We start from the raw sequence: 17,776 nt of genomic DNA, 5'->3' as shown, positions 1-17,776 counted from the left end.
GTGTCAATAGAGGGCCGCGACGATCGGCGCGCTCCCCTTCGGTGATCGAGCTGAGCTCGCGTTACCCGGCGACGCGCCGCTCGTCCGGCCCGGAGGGCATGACGTGGCCTCCGACAGCCACCCCGGACCGGCCGCGCAGCGTCGGCCGCAGGAGTAGCTCCCGCAGCCTGGGCAGATCTCTGGCCCGGAGGACGTCCACGATCACGTGCAGACGCTGTCCCGACCGGCCGGGGTCGGCGCTGACATCGACGCTCAGCGAGCGGTACGCGGCCGTTCGTATCCAGAGCCGCTTCACTTCTTCGACGATCAGCTTCTTGGGTGACAGCTCGTAGATCCCCAGGTAGAACTCGGCGAGCTCCTGAAGGGCGATGTCCGGACGGCCCGACCGAGCGTGTTGCTCGATGTCGTCGGCGACGTTCTCGAGCTCCGCGAGCTGGGCGTCGGTGGGCCACTCGATCTCCCCGAGAGCCTCGCGCTCCAGAAGCAGGCGCATCGTGTAGAGCTGCTCCATCTCGTCCCTGTTGAACTTCGCGACGAAGTAGCCTTGATTGAGCCCGTGGACGAGCAGGCCCTCGTTGGTGAGGATCTCGAGGGCCTCCCGTAGCGGCGGCCGACTGACCCCGGTGCGGTCCGCCCACACCTGCTGACGGATCTGCTCGCCAGGGCTCAGCTCACCGCTCAGGATGGCGGTACGCACCGTCGAGAGCACCAGGGCCGTGGCCCGGCCGGCCGGCTTCGTCACTGAAACCCGCGACATCCCCGCTCCCTTCGATCGTGCAGTCCGCCGCACGTGCACCACGCGGCCCGACCACCCGCCCGGCGCGGCCCCGCACCCGCCGAGCCCCCACTCGATCGTCCCGGGGGGTGCCCCGCATCTGTCCTCACCGCGCGGACTCGCATCACGATACCGTCGGCCTCGTCACCGGCGATCGGCGATCATCCCTCCTTTCGGTTGCTTGCTCATGGCGCCGCAGCGATGCCGTTGGACGTGACCCATCCCCGGTCGCCTCAGTCCGTGGGTGTGTCGACGTTGTCGGTGATTTCCCTCCACGAATCGAGCTCGCTGAGACGGAATTCGAGCGCAGCTTGCATGTCCTGGGCGGCGGTTGAGCCGGTTGCCAGACGCAGCGGGGGCCGGTCGGAGTCGACAGCGGCCATGATGGCGGTAACGACTCTGTCCGGCGCGTTGAAGGCTTCGGGAGGCAGGGTACCGATAGAGGTCTGGACTTTGCGGACGGTGTGGTCGTAGGCAGGATTGGGCTCGGCCACGTCAAGATTGGCCAAGAAGGCGGTGGCGGTGAGGCCCGGCTGGACGAGCGTCACCGTGATTCCGAACGGAGCAACTTCGTCAACGAGGGCGTCCGCGATTCCTTCAACGGCGTATTTGGTGGCAGCGAGCAGGCCGACACCGGCAAAGGCGGTCTGTCCCAGGTACGACGAGCTCTGAAGGATGTGGCCGGAATGCTGCTCGCGCAGAACAGGAAGAGTGGAGCGCAACACGTTGAGGACGCCGAACACATTCGTGTCGAAGACTGCGCGCGCCTCGGCGTCAGTAGCCTCCTCGACGGCTCCGAACAGCCCGAAGCCGGCGTTGTTGGCGACGACGTCGATGCGACCGTAGCGCTCGACGGTTCGTTCGACGGCCGCACGTACCGACTGCTCGTCGCGAACGTCGGTCTCGACGACCAGCACCTGATCGGGCCGCTCTTGCGCGAGTTCACGGACCTGGTCGCCGCAGTGCCGCGCAAGCATGGCGACATTGTCACCGCGCTCAAGGGCGGCGATGGCGAGGGATCGGCCGATTCCGGATGTAGCGCCGGTGATGAGCCACGTACGTCGCGTGGGCGGCCGGTTGACGGCAGAAGCCATGATTGAATCCTTTCTGTGCGTTCGTTCGTCAACACGATCCGCGCTTGACGACGGTCTCCACCAAACCGGTGGTGACGTCGTAGACGAGGCCGGAGACGTGGACGCCGGCGAGGCGGGTTTCGGCGCGCAGCGCGGCGACGTCGTGGGCGACAGCGCCCCGCGGATCACCGAGGGATACGCCGGGGAGGTTCTGCTCGTCGATCCCGAAGTACCGGCTGAGCAGATCCGGCTGGTCCTGGATCAGGGTGATGCCGCACTGTGTGTGCTGCAGGACGGCGATCTCCCAGCCTGGGCCGATGTCGGAGCCGTTGGCCTGTGCCACCTGCCGGAGCATGACCAGTTCCATCAGCGTGTGCGGGGTGATGCGCCCGCCGACGTTGCGGATCACGGCGATCTGGCCCTGCTCCGCGCCGAGGACGACGGCCGGGTCGACGCGCGGGTCGAGGCAGCTGATGACGATCGTGGCGAAGCTCGGCCGCATCCCGAGGCTGTCGCGGAACTGAGTCTCGGCGAACCTCCGGTTGCGGTCGATGAGGGTGTCCACAATGCCCATGCGGATGCTGCTCCTTCAGGTCAGAGGCGCTGCTCGCCTATCGCGATGCGAGAGCCGGGTACAGGGCGGTGAGGGGCTGGGAGAGCGCAGCGTGCACGCGCTTGGTCGTCTCGTCGACGAGCACCTCGTGGTGCCCGGCTTCGAGCGCGTCGAAGACAGCGGCGACGACGTCGGCCGGCTTGTTCATCCCGGCCGCGTTGCTGCCCGCTTGCATCGGCGTGTCGGTCGGGCCCAGGTAGGCCCCGAGCACCTGGACCCCGTCGGGCGACAGCTCGAGCCGGAAGGCGTTCGTCGCCATCCACAGTGCCGCCTTGGAGACACTGTGCGCCTTCCCGACGGCGAACCAGCTGAGTACGGAGCCCACGTTGACCAGCGCACCCTTGGCTGAGCGAAGCGCGGGTGCGAAGGCGCGGGTCAGCCGGATCGGACCCATCAGGTTGGTCTCGATGTTCGCCGTGATGTCGTCGAGCGGGGCGGTCAGCAGATCCCCGCGCGGGAAGACGGCCGCATTGTTCACCAGGATCGTGATGTCGCCGGCCCGGTCCCGGGCCCGGTCGATCGCGTCGGGGTCGCTCACGTCCAGTTGCAGCGGCACGACGCGGTCGTCGGCCCACTCCTTGGGATCACGTGCGGCCGCGTAGACAAGGCGAGCGCCCCGCTCCACGGCGGTCTTGACGAACTCGGTGCCGAGCCCGCCGTTGGCGCCCGTCACGAGAACGGTCGCGTCCTTCAGGGACGTCATCTTCAGTTCCTTTCCTTTGACGCTGGTAGTTCCCGTAGCCGAGTCAGGTCAGGGTCACGGAGTGGATGTTCAGGGTGATGAGCTGCCCACCCGAGGTGGTGTTGTCGGATTCGCGGCGTAGGACGTATCGCCGGGTGGGGAAGGCGAATCCGTCGAACGTGCGGTAGTCGGTGGTGTCCGGCCGGGGCCATGGCAGGATTCCGCCGGCCGAGCCGGTGAACCGCACCTGCGTGAGCTGCTGCCACCGTTCCAACCGGCCGTGCGCGTCATACGCGAGTTCGAGCAGGCCCATCATCACTCCACCCTGTTCAGCAGGTCGGAATGCGCGCGGGCGAATTCGCCGACGGTCATCGATCGCCGGCCTGTGAGCTTCTCGATGTTGTTGTCGGCGCCCGACATGCGACCGTTCTGATAGTCGATCAGTGCGCCGCCGACGTGCTGGACGCCGTACGGGGGGACGCCGACCTTCACCAGGTAGGCGACGAACTCCTCCACGGACGGGCTCTCGTAGACGATCGTGCGACCCAGGGCCTCGGACAGCTCGGCCGCCATCTGCTCCTGGCCCAGCTCGACCGGGCCGGACAGCGGGATGGTCGTGCCGAGTGCGAGGTCGAGCAGATCTGTCATCGAGGGTTCCTCGGCTGGGTCCCGCGCCCTGAAGGTCGCGGCCGTCCGGGCTGCCGGCTCTGCTCGGTCATGACATGGACCCTAACCAGCAAGCTTCACTATTGCAAGCAGACTTCATCATGCGATGTACGCATGGAGACCGAAAGTTTGCTACGTTAAACACGTGAAGCGACGTGAGTTCGGCCAGTACTGCGGTCTCGCCCGAGCGCTGGAGCTGGTCGGCGAGCGCTGGGCCCTGCTGATCGTCCGCGATCTCACGGTGCGTCCGCGCCGCTACACCGATCTGCTCGACGGCCTGCCGGGCATCCCCACCAACGTGCTTTCCACCCGGCTGAAGGAACTCGAGCAGGCGGGCATCGTCGAACGCCAGATCGCTCCGGCACCGCAACGCGGGGTCCTCTACACCCTGACCGCCGCCGGCCATGAACTCGAACCGGCCATCCTCGCCCTCGGACGGTGGGGCGCCACCCAGCTGGGTGAGCCCCGGCCGGGAGAGATCGTCACCCCCGAGTCGGTGACCATGACCTTGCGGGCGGTGTTCAACGAGGAAGCGGCGGCCGGGCTCACCGCTTCCTGGGAGATCCGCGCCCCCGGCATGGTGCTGCACGCCGTGGTCACCGACGGCAAGCTCGACGCCGGCCCCGGCCCCGCCCCGGACGACGCCGACCTCGTCATCACCGTCCCGCTGACCGACGAGCTGCCGTCGTATCAGACCCTCATGCAGGCAATCAAATGTGGACTGGTCGAGCTGGCCGGGCGACGCAAGCTGTTGGACACCTTCACACGCCTGTTCTCCCCGCGGTCCGCGTAGCCCGGAACAGCACCCGACTCGTCGGCGAGCGTTATGCGCACTTTGCGCGCATGCACGGGTCCTCCCCCGGTGCCAGGTCAGCGGCGGCCATACCCATCAGCAGGGGGCCGCGCAGTTCGGTCAGCACCAGTACACGACGGTGGGTGGCCGTGATGCGTCGACGGGACCTCGTCGCGACGCTGGATTCCTGAGGCGGAAACCAGCCACTGACGAGCCGGATACCACGGCCAAGGGGACGCACGCGGAGATCGGAAGCGCCACGCTCGAGTCGGGCGCCGCGTCGTTCGACGGCCGCGATATTCAGCTGGGAAGGAGCAGTCGCACCATGACCACAACGCTCAACCCGTCGTTCGACCACCGCGCCGACCAGCACGGAAGCATCACCAGGGTCACCACACTCAATCCATCGTTCGACCGCCGCCGTAATCAGTACGGCAGCGGCACCAGCACCGTGCCCGCCACACTCAATCCGGCGATCACGACCTCACTGCCCCAGCCGGTAGAGCACGCGACCCCACCTGCCGATCGCGCCGCATAAGCGTTACGAGGGCAGCAACGGCGGGCAGCCAGGTTCGAGGGCGAAGTCTGACGCGCATAACGCCCTCGTCGCCCCGCACCGACAACGCCAACTCCTGAAGATCCACGGCGACGGGCCAGGCCGGCCCTGGCCACAGGACGGCTACACCTTCGACGCCCGTTGGGGCGACCGGCAGACCGCGTGAACACTGTGCGACGAGCATGGCATGGGCCGGGTCTCGCTCCACGGCCCGCGCCACATCTACGTCTCGCTGCGCCTGGCGTTCCGCCACTCACGCGTCGTCACGGAGAGCGTCGGCCATGAACGTCTACGGCCACGTCGACCCCAGCACCCAACACGCCGCTCCCGAGCCAGATCCAGTGCTTCCACAGATAGAAACGCCGATGGGCGGCTCCCCGACGTAGGGAGCCGCCCATCGTGCCGTCTGGACGACGAGTTTTGAACCTGCGGCCTCGTGGATTGAGCTCGGAACCTCCGATGAAACGTCCATTGGAATCCACACCCGTCGGGGCGAAATAGCCGTCGTTGTCACTCACTTGACTCGAGCCCCACCCCCTACCGCGTCGAGCCTTCCGAACAGTCGGCCACGATGCCGCGCCGGCCAGTGGCCACCCAAAGACGATTACGACCGCGACAAGCCGACACACTTGAAGCCCGGCCAGCAGAAATTGCCCCCCAATGATCTCGGAATACCAAGTGTTACAGAATCCTGACGTGTGACGTCGCAAGATGACTCAGCAGGTAGCGTTTCATCCATACAGTGCGCGGATGCGCCAACATCTCAGAACGATGGATCATTCCCGCCGAGCAATTACGTCCGTTTCATCAGAGAGGTCCCATCCCATGCACATGTCGACCAGAGCTTGGCGCTCTGCGCTCCTGACCGCCGGACTCGCAGCGGTGCTCACGCTCGGCCTCGCTCCCGTGGCGAGCGCGTCGGCCGAGGCCGCGACGCCCACGCCGGCGGCCACTGCCGCACCGGCCAAGGCCGCCCCCAAGCCGACGATCGTGCTCGTGCACGGCGCTTGGGCCGACGCGTCCAGCTGGAGCGGAGAGGTCGACCGCCTCCAGCGCGACGGGTACGTCGTGCGCGCCATCGACAATCCTCTACGGGGCCTGTCGAGCGATTCCCAGGAGGTCAAGGACTTCCTGTCTACCCTCAAGGGCCCAATCGTTCTTGTCGGCCACTCCTACGGCGGCGCAGTCATCACCAACGCCGCCGCGGGCAACCCCAACGTCAAAGCTCTGGTCTACGTCGACGCCGCCGCACCCGACGTCGGCGAGACGAACGGACAGCTCAGCGGCAAAACCTCGGCCCTGAGCGCAAACCCGGCGACGCTGTTCGACAGCGCGCCGTACGCCGGAGCCCCCAGCGGCGCCGTGCAGTACTACCTGAAGGAGAACATCTTCCTGCACAACTTCGCCCCTGACCTGCCCGCGCGCACAGCGCAGGAACTCTGGGCGACGCAGCGGCCCGCCGCCATGGCTGCCTTTGACACCCCCTCAGCCGCCGCGGCGTGGAAAACGATCCCATCCTGGTACGTGATCGGGATGAGCGACCAGATCATCACGCCACAGTCGGAACTCTTCATGGCCCACCGAGCGCACTCCCACATCCTGGAGGTGCCCGGCGGCTCACACCTGACGCTCATGTCGCATCCGGTCGCGGTCACCAACCAGATCCTCGCCGCCGCCCGATCCGTCCACTGACCGCACGCCACGATTACGGGCGAACCATGTCCCGTGGCTGGATCGGGCGCGAAGACCTGCCGCCAGAACCGCATCGAACTGGTCGCGTATGCCGCACGGCCTCTTCCCGAACGCGAGCCGGGCTCGGGCCACGACGTGGGCGGCGGTCACCGCCGTAACGCACCACCCGGCCGACTCGGCGAACTCAACGCGCCAGGCGATTTCCTGCCTGGTCACTCGATGAGCATCGGCAGACTCCGCAAGCGCAACTCACCCACCGCACCCCTATAGGTCGGCGTGAAATTTGGATCGTCGATACGCGCTTCCGGAAATCGCGCCAGCAACCGTGTGATCGCAATTCTGATGGTGGTGCGGCCGAGGACGCTGCCGATGCAGTGGTGCGGTCCGGAACCAAAGGACAAGATGCGCTTCGGCTTGCGGTTGATATCAAATCGCGACGGATCAGGAAAGACGCTCGGGTCGTAGTTGGGTGCAAGCGGCGACGGCCGCACCACCATGCCTTTCAGGATGACCGTGCCTCCGAGTTCGGTGTCGCGCGTGGCGATGCGCGGAAAGGTGAAGTAGCCGTTGCTGCCGAGCCGGAGGCATTCCTCGATGGCGTCCGGGATGAGTGGCGGATCCCGGATCAGCTGACGGCGCTGGTCGTCGTGTGTGTAGAGCAGGTACAGCGCACCGCCGGCGGCGCGGCTGGTGGTCGACAGCGCAGCACCGCAGATGCCGAAGATCTGGTCGAACAACTCGCGATCGTTGAGTTTGTCGCCGGCGTCGCGGGCATTGACGAGGTCGCTGATGAAGTCCGACCGCGGGCTCACGCGTCGCTCGTTGATAATGATCTCGACCTCGTCCATGGCTCGATCGAAAGCACGTCGCAGTTCGTCGGGCCACGATTCGCCCGGTTTGACGTACGTGGTGGCGGGTATGAGGTCGTGAAAGGCGACGAAGATCGCCTTGCGCCTCGTGTCCATGCCCACCATCGCCTCCAGCCCAGCAAGCCGTCCACGATCCGGGTGATGCTCTCCCGGAGCTGTTCGATGCGTCGCGACGAGAACGCGGGGATCAACAGGCGACGGACGCGGGCATGCTGCTCACCGTCCATCTGGGTGATGAACTGCGCGTCCATGATCTTGTTGAACTGTTCCCAGCCCGGGCCGCGCGGCATCTCCGATGCGAACGTCGCCGTATCGGAGAACACCTGGAGCACGTCGGCGTAACGGCTCACCACCACCTGAGCCCGGCCGTGGGCCGGCACGTAGAACGGCGGCCGCTGCGCCCATTCGCCCATGTATCGGTGCGCGTTCGCCTTGAACTCGTCACTCCCGAGATCAACATCTACGACGTTGTTCTTGTCCAGGTCCGCCGGTGACGACATCGTTCCTCCGAGAACATACTGCTACATCACTTCGACCGAGGTCCGCACAGCTTCATGCGTCTTTGCGCCATGCCGCTCGACATGCGACCTTTCGACAATCTCAATTGATGTGCCGACCCCGGCGAGCGGGTCGCGGATTCTCATGCCGACCTTGCCACGGCTCCGACCCGGCACGGTGTCTCCATCATCGATCAATGGATCCCGATACCACTTCCGCCGGAAGGCCATGAGTTGTACCCGAGTGCCAACCTGGCGGGACCGGTAGCGCCACCTGGGCTTGTGCAAGACATCCGAGATCGTCGACGCGCCGTGGCGCAGCATCGGCCTTGGCTCCGCGATCCCGTTCGGCGGCCAACTCGCCCAGCGATCCCCCGACGCTCAGGTCCTGGTGACCGGCGCCCTCGGCCCTGACTCCAACCCCCATGTCCCGGCGGGTGGCTGCACCTCGGCCAGGCGCGACGCATCACCGAGGCCGTCGCGCACGCCCGCTCGAACCGGCCCGGTACCTGGTCACCGCAATGGGTGAAGGGTGACGTCGGATGCCCGCACGAAGCCGAGCCGCTGGCCGAACTGGATCTCGTAGTACTTCGTGCCCCTGACCCAGGTCTGCGGCGCTTTGTAGGTCGTGGAGTAGTAGTACTCCCCGGTGACCTTGCCGCCCACGACGTAGCTCTGTCCCGCGGGCAGCCTGTACTGCAGGGTCGTGTCGACCGGAACAGGAATGTCGGTCGGGAAGGTGGAGGCCTCCGGGAAGGCCCCGCCATAAACGGGGATCGACGCCAGGCCACGCCGCGGTGTGGCGACCATGGCCCGCGCTGGGAGCGTCACCCGCCGGCGATGCGGGTCGCGCAACCAGGCCTTGCGGCCCAGGTACCAGATCGCCGTCCACTCGCCCCGTCGCGCAGCCACGACGTACTGCTGACCAGCGGAAACACGGGCGCCGGTGTCGTTGACGTCGGTGGTGCTCTGTCCGTTCGGATGGAGTCCGACGTCGTTGACCAGGGGCGCGCTGTCGCTCGGCGCCATGTGCAGCAGCAGGGCGCTCGATCCGTGTGCTGCGCACGGCTCGTCCCTCGACACACATCCCGTGAACGCCGGCTCGTTGCGGCTGTAGGACGGGTCGATCGTCACCACGCCCGCCCCGGACCCGGCCGTCGCGTGGAACGGCACACCGAGCAGGCGGAAGTAGTGCGCCCAGTCCCAGTACGGGCCGGGGTCGGTGTGCATTCCCGCCACTGCGTCCGGGGTGAGTCCTGGCACGTTGTCGTGGCCGATGATGTGCTGCCGATCCAACGGAATGCGGAAACGGTGCGCCAGATACCGCACGAGACGCGCCGACGAGCGATACATCGCCTCGGTGAACCAGGCGTCGGGATCGGCGAGGAAGGCCTCGTGTTCGATGCCGATCGCCTTCGCGTTGATGTACCAGTTCCCGGCGTGCCAGCCGACGTCCTTTGTCGCCAGGTGCTGAGCAATGGCCCCGTCCGAGGACCGCACGGTGTAGTGCCAGCCCAGATAGGTCGGTTCCTTGACCAGCCTGATCGCATCATCCCATGTGCTTTCGGTGGTGTGGATGACGATGTAAGCGATGGACGACTCCTTGGGCCGCTCGGCGAGGTCGTGATTGCCGTAATCCGTAGGCTCCGGCCCGTACTGCTCGTAGGGGGCTGAAATCCACGTGCACCTCACCGATGACGGGCACTCGGTGTGTTCGGAGTGTCCTGCGGGCAGGTCCAGCGCACGGACCTGTGCGGTCCGCGATGCGACGGCCGGCTGCGCGGCAAGTGCGACGCGCTGCCCACTGTCCGTCGTATGCGCCTCACCGGAGCGGATCACGTCGAACACCTCGTCCGCGAAGTCCGCGGCGGCGGCCTGCGTGCCTGAGCCCGAGTAGCGGGCCACAGCGCCGTACCAGTCTGCGGGATCGCTGGTGAGTGGCTGCCCGAGTGTTTCCTGGTCGGTCGCGAGGAGTGCCGCGCCGCCCGCGATGTTGGCGGCGGGGTCGAGCCGGATGCGGTCCTCGGGCAGCCCGGTCAGCGACGCGGCGAGGGCAGCAGTACGGGAGGGATCCGGCGTCTTTGCCGAGGACCCGGCCGTGTCGTCCCGGTCATCGGCTACCGAGTGGGACTGTGCGAGCGCGGCGCGCAGGTCCGTCAGGTGCATAGGCCCGTATCCGCCGGAGACGCTGGGTCGTCCAGCGTGGGCGTCCCAGCGCGACTCGATGTAGGACACTGCGAGCAGCACGTCAATGGGGACGTGGTATCGCTGCGCGGCGGCAGTGAACGCCTCCTGGAGCACGCCCGGCATCACGACAGCGGGAGTCGCCGCACCCGCAGGTCCGACGAGGACGAACACGGTCAGAGATGCCGATGCCGTTCCAACCGCCAGGGCCGCGCGGAAACTCCCAGCATGAGCCTGCACAGACGAACTCCAAGGTCAGGGAATGACGATTCCCTCGCCTGACGAAGAACTTTTCTCCATGCCGAATACGGAACTCGTCTTCCGCAATTGTGGCAGAGCGGCGAGGAGGCAGGGAACGCCTCCGCGAACGCACCCGACGCCGGCTGGACCGGCGCTCACTCGACGACTACGAGCCCGTCTCGCATCTACGCGACGTCGATCGCGCAGCAACTCACTCCCGAGGCCGGCCCGGCCGACGCAGATAGTCGATCGATTTTTCGCCCGCCTGCTCGGAGGCGGATTTCTGAACGATGCCGTCGATATCCAGAGTCGAACAGAATCGGCCCCACGGTAGGATGTTCGATCACCGTCGCCACAACCGCAACATGGCGGCGGTCATATCGAGGATTCGGACCTACCTGCACAACCGGATCAACGACACCCTCCGGCCCAGCCCGGCATCGCTGCATCGACTCCCCCACGCCGTGCCCGCCTTCGTGCGCAACGCCCGCGATACCCGGCCGACCAGCGCCCGTTGACGCAGGCTGGTCAGCGGGACTCCTCGCGGGGCCGGGGAAGGATGAGCTCGTAGGCGCCGCGGTGGTACAGCAGCGGAGTCCGGGAGTGATCGGCGGCGAGTTCGAGCACACGGCCCAGGACGATCGTGTGGTCGCCGCCGTCGTGCTCACTGTGGAGCCTGCAGTGCACCCACGCGCACGCTCCCTCCAGGACCGGCGCGCCGTATCGGCTGGGCCGCCACCGCACACCGGCGAACTTGTCCACGCCGGACCGGGCGAAACCCGCGCTGTGGTGCTCCTGGTCGGCGGCCAGGATGTTCACGCAGAACGTGCCGACGTCGCGGATCCGGGGCCACGTCGACGACGTGCGGGACGGCGCGAAGCTCACCAGCGGCGGATCCAGCGACAGTGATGTGAACGACTGGCAGGTGAAACCGATCGGGCCGGACGGGCCGCGCGCGGTCACCACGACCACGCCGGAGGCGAAATGCCCGAGTACGTCCCGCATCACGGCCGCGTCGACCACCGGCTCCATGACGTCCGCGGTTTCCGTGGCGCGTACTACCCCCACCGTGCTGCTCATCGGACCTCCGGCCGCGCGGGGTCGCGCTCCCCGGCTTCGACGGCAACCGCCAGGCGGTTCTCCGCGGGAGGAAGCGGGCAGGTCGCGTACGCGGTGAACGCGCACGGCAGGTTGACGGTCCGGTTGAAGTCGATGCGCACCCGGCCCTCCGCATCCGGTTCGAGAGTCTTCAGCACGCGGCCCCCGCCGTATGTGGACGCGCCCGACGTGGCGTCGCGGAAATGCAGCACCAGCCCCTCTGCTTTCCCCCGCAACGCGACCAGTTCGTGGTCACCGCCGTACACGCTGAAATGCACCACCCCGACGGCGGTCGGGAAGTGCTGCAAGCCGTCGACGACGGCGCCCACGGTGATCCGCCGCGGCTGCGGATAGGCCGCGAACCTGCCGTCGACGACCCATCGTGCGTCGACCGGGAAGGTGGGAACGCCCGCGAACTCCGTGCGGGTGATCGCCTCGGGATCACGCACGCGCAACGCGTAGGAGTCGGTGCGGCGCACGACCTCCACTCTGCGCGGGCCGACCTCGACGAGCACGCCGGGCGTGCCGTCGACCGGCTCGAGCCGCGCCGTCGACGTCACCGGCATGTCACCGACCACCAGCCCATCGGCCTCGGCCGCGGTCACCTCCACACCGCCGTCGCCGGTGGCACGCCAGATGCCGGGCAGCCCCTCGAACGAGCGGGGTTCGGCGTCGAGCCAGTACAGGCCCGTGAGGCTGAGCCAACCGTGCGGGGTCCGCAGATCCGCCTCGCGCTCGGCATGCCAGTTCGCCCACTCGTCCCGCAGGTGCTGGTCGCTCGATCGGGAATCGGTGATGCTCATGCGCTCTCCTTGCAGGAACTTCGGCATCGGGAGAATCCACTGTGGACAGGACCTCGGCTGTACCGGCATCGCCGTGATCACCGCTGTGCAGAGCCCTGACGCGACGCGTCGGATCGTCCGTACGCGTCAGCGCAGGGGAACCAGGGTGGCCGGAGGGCCGGGATGGATCAGCGACAAAGAGCGGCCTGTGTGCGGCACAGATCGACGTGCCGACGTTTCGACCAGGTGGAGGTCAACCACGAGGACGACCGGGTGGCCACCCGCTGAGCGTGCGATCGACGCACGACATCTCCCATCGATCCTGGCGTTAGCACCCGGCGCCGTGAGGCACATGGTTGCTGCGGCTTCGACGAGCCAGATCTCTCGGCCGCTCTGGATGGACGACATCGAATGTAGGCGACCACCCGATGGATCTGTCAAGGATGTGACAAAGCCGGGCGTAGGGGACGAGACGCCTGGCCGGATCGTCCGGAGAGAGGGCGAGCCCGAGAGCGGCGCTGTGCCACCCGTTCCCCGGCTACGGCACGGGCTGTGGGGCACCTCCCCGGTGAGCCCGCCGGCGGCAGGCCAGGCAGCGTCAGGAAGGTCGCTGCGCCGCGACACACGTGACTATTCGGATGGTCCAGCCGAAGTAAAACTTCTGACGACCAAATGTCCGGTCGATTCGTCACGGCGCCACAGCAATTCTCACCATTCAAGAAGTAGATGTGCGCGCGACCATAAGAGCCGCCGATGCCTTGCTCTGATCTTGTCGTTCACATACAAAGGTGGACGTGTATGGCTACGTTCAGACCACAGCTGATCGACTGGATCTCGCCTTGCTCGCCGCGAACCAGCTGTGTGTCGACGACCGGCACTGTCGCCAGAGCTGACCGGTATATCCACCACGCTCCTGGTTCGCGTATTTTCGGCGCCCCGCCTTCTCTTTTCGACATTTCGGCGATCATCCTCCGATGCCGCGCCCCAGCCATATCCCTGGAGGAATGCGATGGCTCCCACCGATGTACCGCCTGCGCTCGGCCTGGCGCTCATGGCCGGGCTGGGCCTGTTCATGCTGACCATCGCGTTCGCGGTGCGCCGGATGGCACGCAGCACGCACGACTTCGTCATCGCAGGTCGGCGGATCGGGCTCGGCTTCGGGGTCGGGTCGGTCATCGCCGTCTGGACCTGGTCGATGGCGGTGATGCTGTCGTCGGCCCAGGCCTACACCTGGGGGACCTCCGGACTTCTCTGGTTCATCGTGCCGAACGGGCTCGCGGTCGTCGCCATGGTTCCCTTCGCATTGCGGCTGCGTCGTCAAATGCCTCGTGGGTACACGATCGTCGAGTTCGTCCGCGTCCGTTTCGCGAGCCGGTCCGCGAGCACCGTCATCCTCGTCGCGATGCTTCTCGGACTGCTCGCCGAGATCTTCATCAATCTGTATGGCGTCGTTCTCGTGATGGGCGTGGTGTTCGGGCTCAACACGACGACCGTGCTGCTCGTGACGCTCGCGATCGTCATGGTCTACTCCTATTTCGGTGGTCTCTGGACATCAGCCGTCACGGCCACCTTCACCACCTTGCTCATCACCGTTCCCGCAGCGATCGTCGTGTTGTACGTGCTGGCGAAAGCCGGCGGCGCCGACCTCGTGTTCGCGAGGGTCGGAGAGGCCGGCCCGACCCGGCTGAGCGTGTTCGACCCGGCCGCCGCTGCCGGTTTCGGCATCTCGCTGGCGCTCGGGCTGCTCGCCTCGACGATGGCCGACCAGACGTTCTGGCAGAAGGTCTGGGCGATGAAACCGGCGAACCTCAATCGCACGTTCCTGTGGGCAGGCCTGTGGTTCTACCCGATCCCGTTGACGCTGGGCCTGCTCGGGCTCGTCGGCACGTCGATGGGAGTCCCGCTCGAGGCGCTCGGCGACTTCGGCGCCGGCGGCATCGGCCCGTACGTCGTGTCGCACCTGGGCCTGCCCCTGGTGCTCATCGCCCTGTATGTGCTGATCATCTGCAACGCCTGCTACTCCTCGATGGACGGAGCGTTCTCCGCCCTGTCCTCGCTCGTCGCCGTCGACATCGTCAAGCGGATCCGCCCGGACATCCCCGACACGCGACTGATCCGGTGGACGAAGCTGTCGATCCTGGTGGCCGGGGTCGTCGGAGGCGTGATCGTCAGCTCCGGGGTCGACTACGTCGAGCTGGTCAACCTCGTCTTCTTCGTCAAGGCCGCGCTGATCTTCCCGCTGGCACTGGCCATCTTCTGGCCGCGGATGACCGCCCCGGCCTTCGTCTCCAGCCTCGTGCTGAGCATCGCCGTCGGGCTGCCGCTGCGCGAGCTCGGCCACGAACTCGGCGGGATCGTCGCGCTGGAGGCCGTCTCGCTCGTCGTGGCCGTGGGCGTGAGCCTGCTGCGCCGCGAGCGCTTCGACTATGCCGCTCTCGACCGGTCCGGCGGCGGGCTCGAGACGAAGCCCGGGGCCGTGCGCCCCGTTTCCGCCGACCAGACCGCCTGACCCACCGAACGGAGCGATCATGACCATCTTCGCCATCGGACTTGCGGCGGGCCTGCTCACCGCGATCGTGTACGTGGTCGTCGCCGGGCGCGCCTTCCTGCGGATCCGCACCGAGATCCTCGCGGGCGTCGACTCGTCCGGCACCGACGCTCCCGACTACGAGCGGCAGGGTCGCAACTTCGGCTGGAAGGCTGCCGGCGGCGTGGTCGTCTCGACGTTGTTGCTGGCGCTGGTCAGCACGGTCGGCTGGACCTGGTACCTGCTGCCTTTCCTGGCGATCGGCACGTCCGTCACCGTGATCGTCGCGTTCCTCCTCGACCGCCCGAGCTCGACCGACGGTTCCTGACAGCGAGGAGGACGTCATGACCAAGAAGAAGGCCCACCTGCTCGGCTTCGTGCAGCACGGCGTGATGAACCACGCCTCGACGATGTGGGCACATCCCCAGGACAAGGTCGGTTACTCGTTCGCGCGACCCGAGTACTGGCGCGACCTCGGCCGCATCATGGAGCGCGGGCTGTTCGACGCGATGTTCATCGCCGACGAGCTCGCTCCCTACACCACCTATCAGGGCTCCAGCGACGCCGTCGTGAGGTACGCGGCGCAGTTCCCGGTGCACGACCCGGCCGCTGTCGTGCCGATCGTCGGGGCGTTCACCAAGCACCTCGGCATCGGCATCACCCTGTCCACCTCCTTCATCCGCCCGTACCAGATGGTCCGTCAACTATCCACATTGGACCATCTGACCGGCGGCCGGGTCGGCTGGAACATCGTCACGTCCTACTCGAAGAGCGAGTTCCAGGCGATGGGCCTGGAGAACCTCACCCCGCGCGACAAGCGCTACGAGGTCGTCGAGGAGTACATGCAGCTGTGCTATCAGCTGTGGGACTCCTGGGACGACGACGCGATCAGCTACGACCGCTCGACGGGTGTGTTCGCCGACCCGTCGAAGGTGCGCGAGGTCGATTTCCAGGGCCGGTACTTTCGCTCCCGGGGCCGCTCGTTCGTCATGCCCTCCCCACAGCGGCGGCCCGTGCTGTGGCAGGCAGGCTCCTCCGAGCAGGGCCGCGACTTCGCCGCCACACACGCCGAGTCGGTCTTCGGCGTCTTCCCCACGGTCACGACCATGCGCGCCTACGCCGACGACATCCGCGCCCGCGCCGACCGCGCCGGCCGTGACCCGTCGCAGCTCAAGCTGATCTTCGGGTTGCAGACGGTGGTCGACCGCAGCCGCGACCGCGCGGTCGAGAAATACGAGGAGTTCCGCTCACTGATCCGGATCGAGAGCGCGCTCGCGATCATGTCCGGGCACACCGGCGTGGACTTCTCCACACTCGACCTCGACGACGACGTCGCTGACGTCGACGCACAAGGCATCCGCGGACTGTTCGACGCGATTCTGCAGAAGAACGACGGCAAGCCCGTCACCGTGCGGGAGGCCGCGGAGCTCTACGGCATGGCGATGGGTGCGCCGACCGCGGTCGGCACGCCCGCCGACGTCGCCGACGAGATGGAGCACTATCTCGACGAGGGCGGTTGCGACGGCTTCATGCTGCTCGCCACGAACGTGCCCGGCTGCTTCGTCGACATCGCCGAGCTCGTCGTCCCCGAACTGCAACGACGCGGCCGGTACCGGCAGCGCTACCCCGGCACCACGCTGCGCGAAAGCCTGCAGGAGTACTGACAACAGCAGCCGGTGGCCGTCCGGAACGGGCCGAGGCTGCCATCGACCTCGTCAGCCGGCGGGCCGGCGCGGCAGGCCCGGAGGGTTGATCTGGGACGTCGAGACCGCTTCCGCGCGGAGGTTCCAGCGATCGAGGACCTCCTTGTACCTCCCGTCCGTGATCACCTCGTTCAGGGCGGCGCTCAGCGCACCGACCAGCTGGTTGTTCTTCTTCGTCATCGCCGCGATGTCGGCCTGCACGTCGCCACCGCCGTTGATGGTGCCGACGATCGTGGTCTTCCCGCCGGTGGCTACGTGGTAGGACGCGGTGGGGTTCGGCCCCAGGTAGAGGTCGAGCCGCCCGGACTCCAACGCGAGGTAGAAGTCGCCCTGGTTCTGGTAGTACTGGATGTTCACCGGTGGCAGGCCCGCCGCGCGGTTCTGCTCGTCCCAGCGCACCAGGATCTGCTCCTGGTTGGTGCCGGGTCCCACCCCGATGGTCAGCCCGGCGACGTCCGAAGGCTTCTCGATCTTCTGCACCTTGCCACCTGTTCGACCCTCGAACGCGATGGTGTCGACCCGGTACGTCGCGAAGTCGTACTTGTCCTTGCGTTCCTCGGTCACGGTGATGTTCGAGAAGCCGACGTCGTACTGCCCCGACTCGACCGCGAGGAACAGGTTCTCCCACGACGTGGGCTGCAGTTCGAGCCTCAGCCCCAACACGTCCGCCACGAGCTGCGCGATGTCGGGTTCGACGCCGATCACGGTGATGTCGTCGTCGGCGCGGAACGACAGGGGTGGGTTCCCGCTGCCGGTGGTGCCGACCACGAGCGTGCCGCGGTCACGGATCGACTGCGGCACCTGCGCGGCGATCGCCTCCACCTTCTCCGCACGCACCCGGTTCTGCTCGGGGCTCGTGTTGACCTTGGCACCGGACGCGGATGCCGGCGCCGGAGCGGCCGCCTGGTCCGGGTCGGGGCCCGCACAAGCCACGGCGGCCAGCACCGCGAGTGCGAGCAGAACGGCGGCCAGCCGTAGCCGTCTCAGGGACCTCGACACGGTGTTTCCTCCAGATACCCACGCAGC

General features: G+C 67.1%; 18 protein-coding genes, 1 pseudogene and 1 riboswitch. Of the genes and pseudogenes, 7 read left to right on the top strand and 12 right to left on the bottom strand.

Annotation, left to right across the window (positions count from 1 at the left end; genetic code table 11):
- Positions 1–61: 61 nt before the first annotated feature.
- The 6 genes from ACQPZQ_RS17060 to ACQPZQ_RS17035 all read right to left on the bottom strand — a co-directional run bounded on the left by ACQPZQ_RS17060 (position 62) and on the right by ACQPZQ_RS17035 (position 3,791).
- A complete protein-coding gene (locus ACQPZQ_RS17060) occupies positions 62–757 on the bottom strand; it encodes a GntR family transcriptional regulator (protein WP_433296834.1) in 696 nt (231 codons plus the stop codon).
- A gap of 251 nt (positions 758–1,008) precedes the next feature.
- Positions 1,009–1,869 (bottom strand): SDR family NAD(P)-dependent oxidoreductase, encoded by an 861-nt coding sequence (locus tag ACQPZQ_RS17055; protein ID WP_433296832.1) that lies wholly within the window; start codon positions 1,867–1,869, stop codon positions 1,009–1,011.
- 28 nt (positions 1,870–1,897) lie between these two features.
- Positions 1,898–2,422: a carbonic anhydrase gene (locus ACQPZQ_RS17050; RefSeq protein ID WP_433296829.1), complete on the bottom strand. Its 525-nt coding sequence runs from the start codon at positions 2,420–2,422 to the stop codon at positions 1,898–1,900.
- A 37-nt stretch (positions 2,423–2,459) separates the two neighbouring features.
- Complete coding sequence (locus ACQPZQ_RS17045) at positions 2,460–3,164, bottom strand: SDR family oxidoreductase (RefSeq protein ID WP_433296827.1); 705 nt, start codon at positions 3,162–3,164, stop codon at positions 2,460–2,462.
- A 43-nt stretch (positions 3,165–3,207) separates the two neighbouring features.
- Positions 3,208–3,459 carry a hypothetical protein gene (locus tag ACQPZQ_RS17040; protein WP_433296825.1) on the bottom strand — a complete coding sequence of 84 codons (252 nt, stop codon included), beginning with the start codon at positions 3,457–3,459 and terminating at the stop codon, positions 3,208–3,210.
- Positions 3,459–3,791 carry a hypothetical protein gene (locus ACQPZQ_RS17035; protein ID WP_433296823.1) on the bottom strand — a complete coding sequence of 111 codons (333 nt, stop codon included), beginning with the start codon at positions 3,789–3,791 and terminating at the stop codon, positions 3,459–3,461. The genes ACQPZQ_RS17040 and ACQPZQ_RS17035 overlap by 1 nt, the downstream gene beginning before the upstream one ends.
- A gap of 163 nt (positions 3,792–3,954) precedes the next feature.
- On the opposite strand from ACQPZQ_RS17035, the gene ACQPZQ_RS17030 reads away from it, so the two are divergent.
- From ACQPZQ_RS17030 to ACQPZQ_RS17020, 3 genes are all read left to right on the top strand, one after another.
- Positions 3,955–4,602, top strand: a complete 648-nt coding sequence (locus ACQPZQ_RS17030; RefSeq protein ID WP_433296821.1) for a winged helix-turn-helix transcriptional regulator — start codon at positions 3,955–3,957, stop codon at positions 4,600–4,602.
- A gap of 325 nt (positions 4,603–4,927) precedes the next feature.
- Complete coding sequence (locus ACQPZQ_RS17025) at positions 4,928–5,140, top strand: hypothetical protein (RefSeq protein ID WP_433296819.1); 213 nt, start codon at positions 4,928–4,930, stop codon at positions 5,138–5,140.
- Between the two features lie 900 nt (positions 5,141–6,040).
- On the top strand, positions 6,041–6,850 hold the full coding sequence (locus ACQPZQ_RS17020) for an alpha/beta fold hydrolase (protein WP_433296817.1): 810 nt from the start codon (positions 6,041–6,043) through the stop codon (positions 6,848–6,850).
- Positions 6,851–7,062: 212 nt separating this feature from the next.
- Here ACQPZQ_RS17020 and ACQPZQ_RS17015 read toward each other — a convergent pair whose 3' ends face one another.
- Both ACQPZQ_RS17015 and ACQPZQ_RS17010 read right to left on the bottom strand, forming a co-directional pair.
- Positions 7,063–7,698: a cytochrome P450 gene (locus tag ACQPZQ_RS17015; RefSeq protein WP_433296815.1), complete on the bottom strand. Its 636-nt coding sequence runs from the start codon at positions 7,696–7,698 to the stop codon at positions 7,063–7,065.
- Positions 7,659–8,219 carry a cytochrome P450 gene (locus tag ACQPZQ_RS17010; RefSeq protein WP_433296813.1) on the bottom strand — a complete coding sequence of 187 codons (561 nt, stop codon included), beginning with the start codon at positions 8,217–8,219 and terminating at the stop codon, positions 7,659–7,661. Before ACQPZQ_RS17010 ends, ACQPZQ_RS17015 begins: the two co-directional genes overlap by 40 nt.
- A gap of 298 nt (positions 8,220–8,517) precedes the next feature.
- Here ACQPZQ_RS17010 and ACQPZQ_RS17005 point away from each other — a divergent pair.
- A pseudogene (locus ACQPZQ_RS17005) lies at positions 8,518–8,702 on the top strand (peptidase M20); the annotation flags it as partial.
- 27 nt (positions 8,703–8,729) lie between these two features.
- Here ACQPZQ_RS17005 and ACQPZQ_RS17000 read toward each other — a convergent pair.
- From ACQPZQ_RS17000 to ACQPZQ_RS16990, 3 genes are all read right to left on the bottom strand, one after another.
- Complete coding sequence (locus ACQPZQ_RS17000) at positions 8,730–10,574, bottom strand: N-acetylmuramoyl-L-alanine amidase (RefSeq protein WP_433296811.1); 1,845 nt, start codon at positions 10,572–10,574, stop codon at positions 8,730–8,732.
- A gap of 594 nt (positions 10,575–11,168) precedes the next feature.
- The gene (locus tag ACQPZQ_RS16995) at positions 11,169–11,720 is read right to left on the bottom strand and encodes a flavin reductase family protein (RefSeq protein WP_433296809.1); all 552 of its coding nucleotides are present in this window, start codon (positions 11,718–11,720) and stop codon (positions 11,169–11,171) included.
- Complete coding sequence (locus ACQPZQ_RS16990) at positions 11,717–12,541, bottom strand: DUF1684 domain-containing protein (protein WP_433296807.1); 825 nt, start codon at positions 12,539–12,541, stop codon at positions 11,717–11,719. The genes ACQPZQ_RS16995 and ACQPZQ_RS16990 overlap by 4 nt, the downstream gene beginning before the upstream one ends.
- Positions 12,542–12,830: 289 nt before the next feature.
- Positions 12,831–12,924, bottom strand: a riboswitch (SAM riboswitch).
- Between the two features lie 605 nt (positions 12,925–13,529).
- Between ACQPZQ_RS16990 and ACQPZQ_RS16985 the strand changes: the two genes are divergently transcribed.
- From ACQPZQ_RS16985 to ACQPZQ_RS16975, 3 genes are read left to right on the top strand one after another with little or no spacing between them, the layout of a single operon-like run.
- Positions 13,530–15,029 (top strand): sodium:solute symporter family protein, encoded by a 1,500-nt coding sequence (locus ACQPZQ_RS16985; RefSeq protein WP_433296805.1) that lies wholly within the window; start codon positions 13,530–13,532, stop codon positions 15,027–15,029.
- 19 nt (positions 15,030–15,048) lie between these two features.
- Positions 15,049–15,375, top strand: coding sequence for a hypothetical protein (locus ACQPZQ_RS16980; RefSeq protein ID WP_433296803.1), 327 nt, complete (start codon positions 15,049–15,051; stop codon positions 15,373–15,375).
- A gap of 16 nt (positions 15,376–15,391) precedes the next feature.
- Positions 15,392–16,711, top strand: a complete 1,320-nt coding sequence (locus ACQPZQ_RS16975) for an NtaA/DmoA family FMN-dependent monooxygenase (RefSeq protein WP_433296801.1) — start codon at positions 15,392–15,394, stop codon at positions 16,709–16,711.
- 51 nt (positions 16,712–16,762) lie between these two features.
- Here ACQPZQ_RS16975 and ACQPZQ_RS16970 read toward each other — a convergent pair whose 3' ends face one another.
- Positions 16,763–17,749 (bottom strand): ABC transporter substrate-binding protein, encoded by a 987-nt coding sequence (locus ACQPZQ_RS16970; RefSeq protein WP_433296799.1) that lies wholly within the window; start codon positions 17,747–17,749, stop codon positions 16,763–16,765.
- Between the last annotated feature and the right edge of the window lie 27 nt (positions 17,750–17,776).

Source organism: Pseudonocardia sp. CA-142604 (assembly GCF_050948475.1).
Taxonomy (GTDB): Bacteria; Actinomycetota; Actinomycetes; order Mycobacteriales; family Pseudonocardiaceae; genus Pseudonocardia; species Pseudonocardia alaniniphila.
Note: the sequence above shows the minus strand (reverse complement) of the source record. Positions and strands in the feature narration are given on the sequence as shown.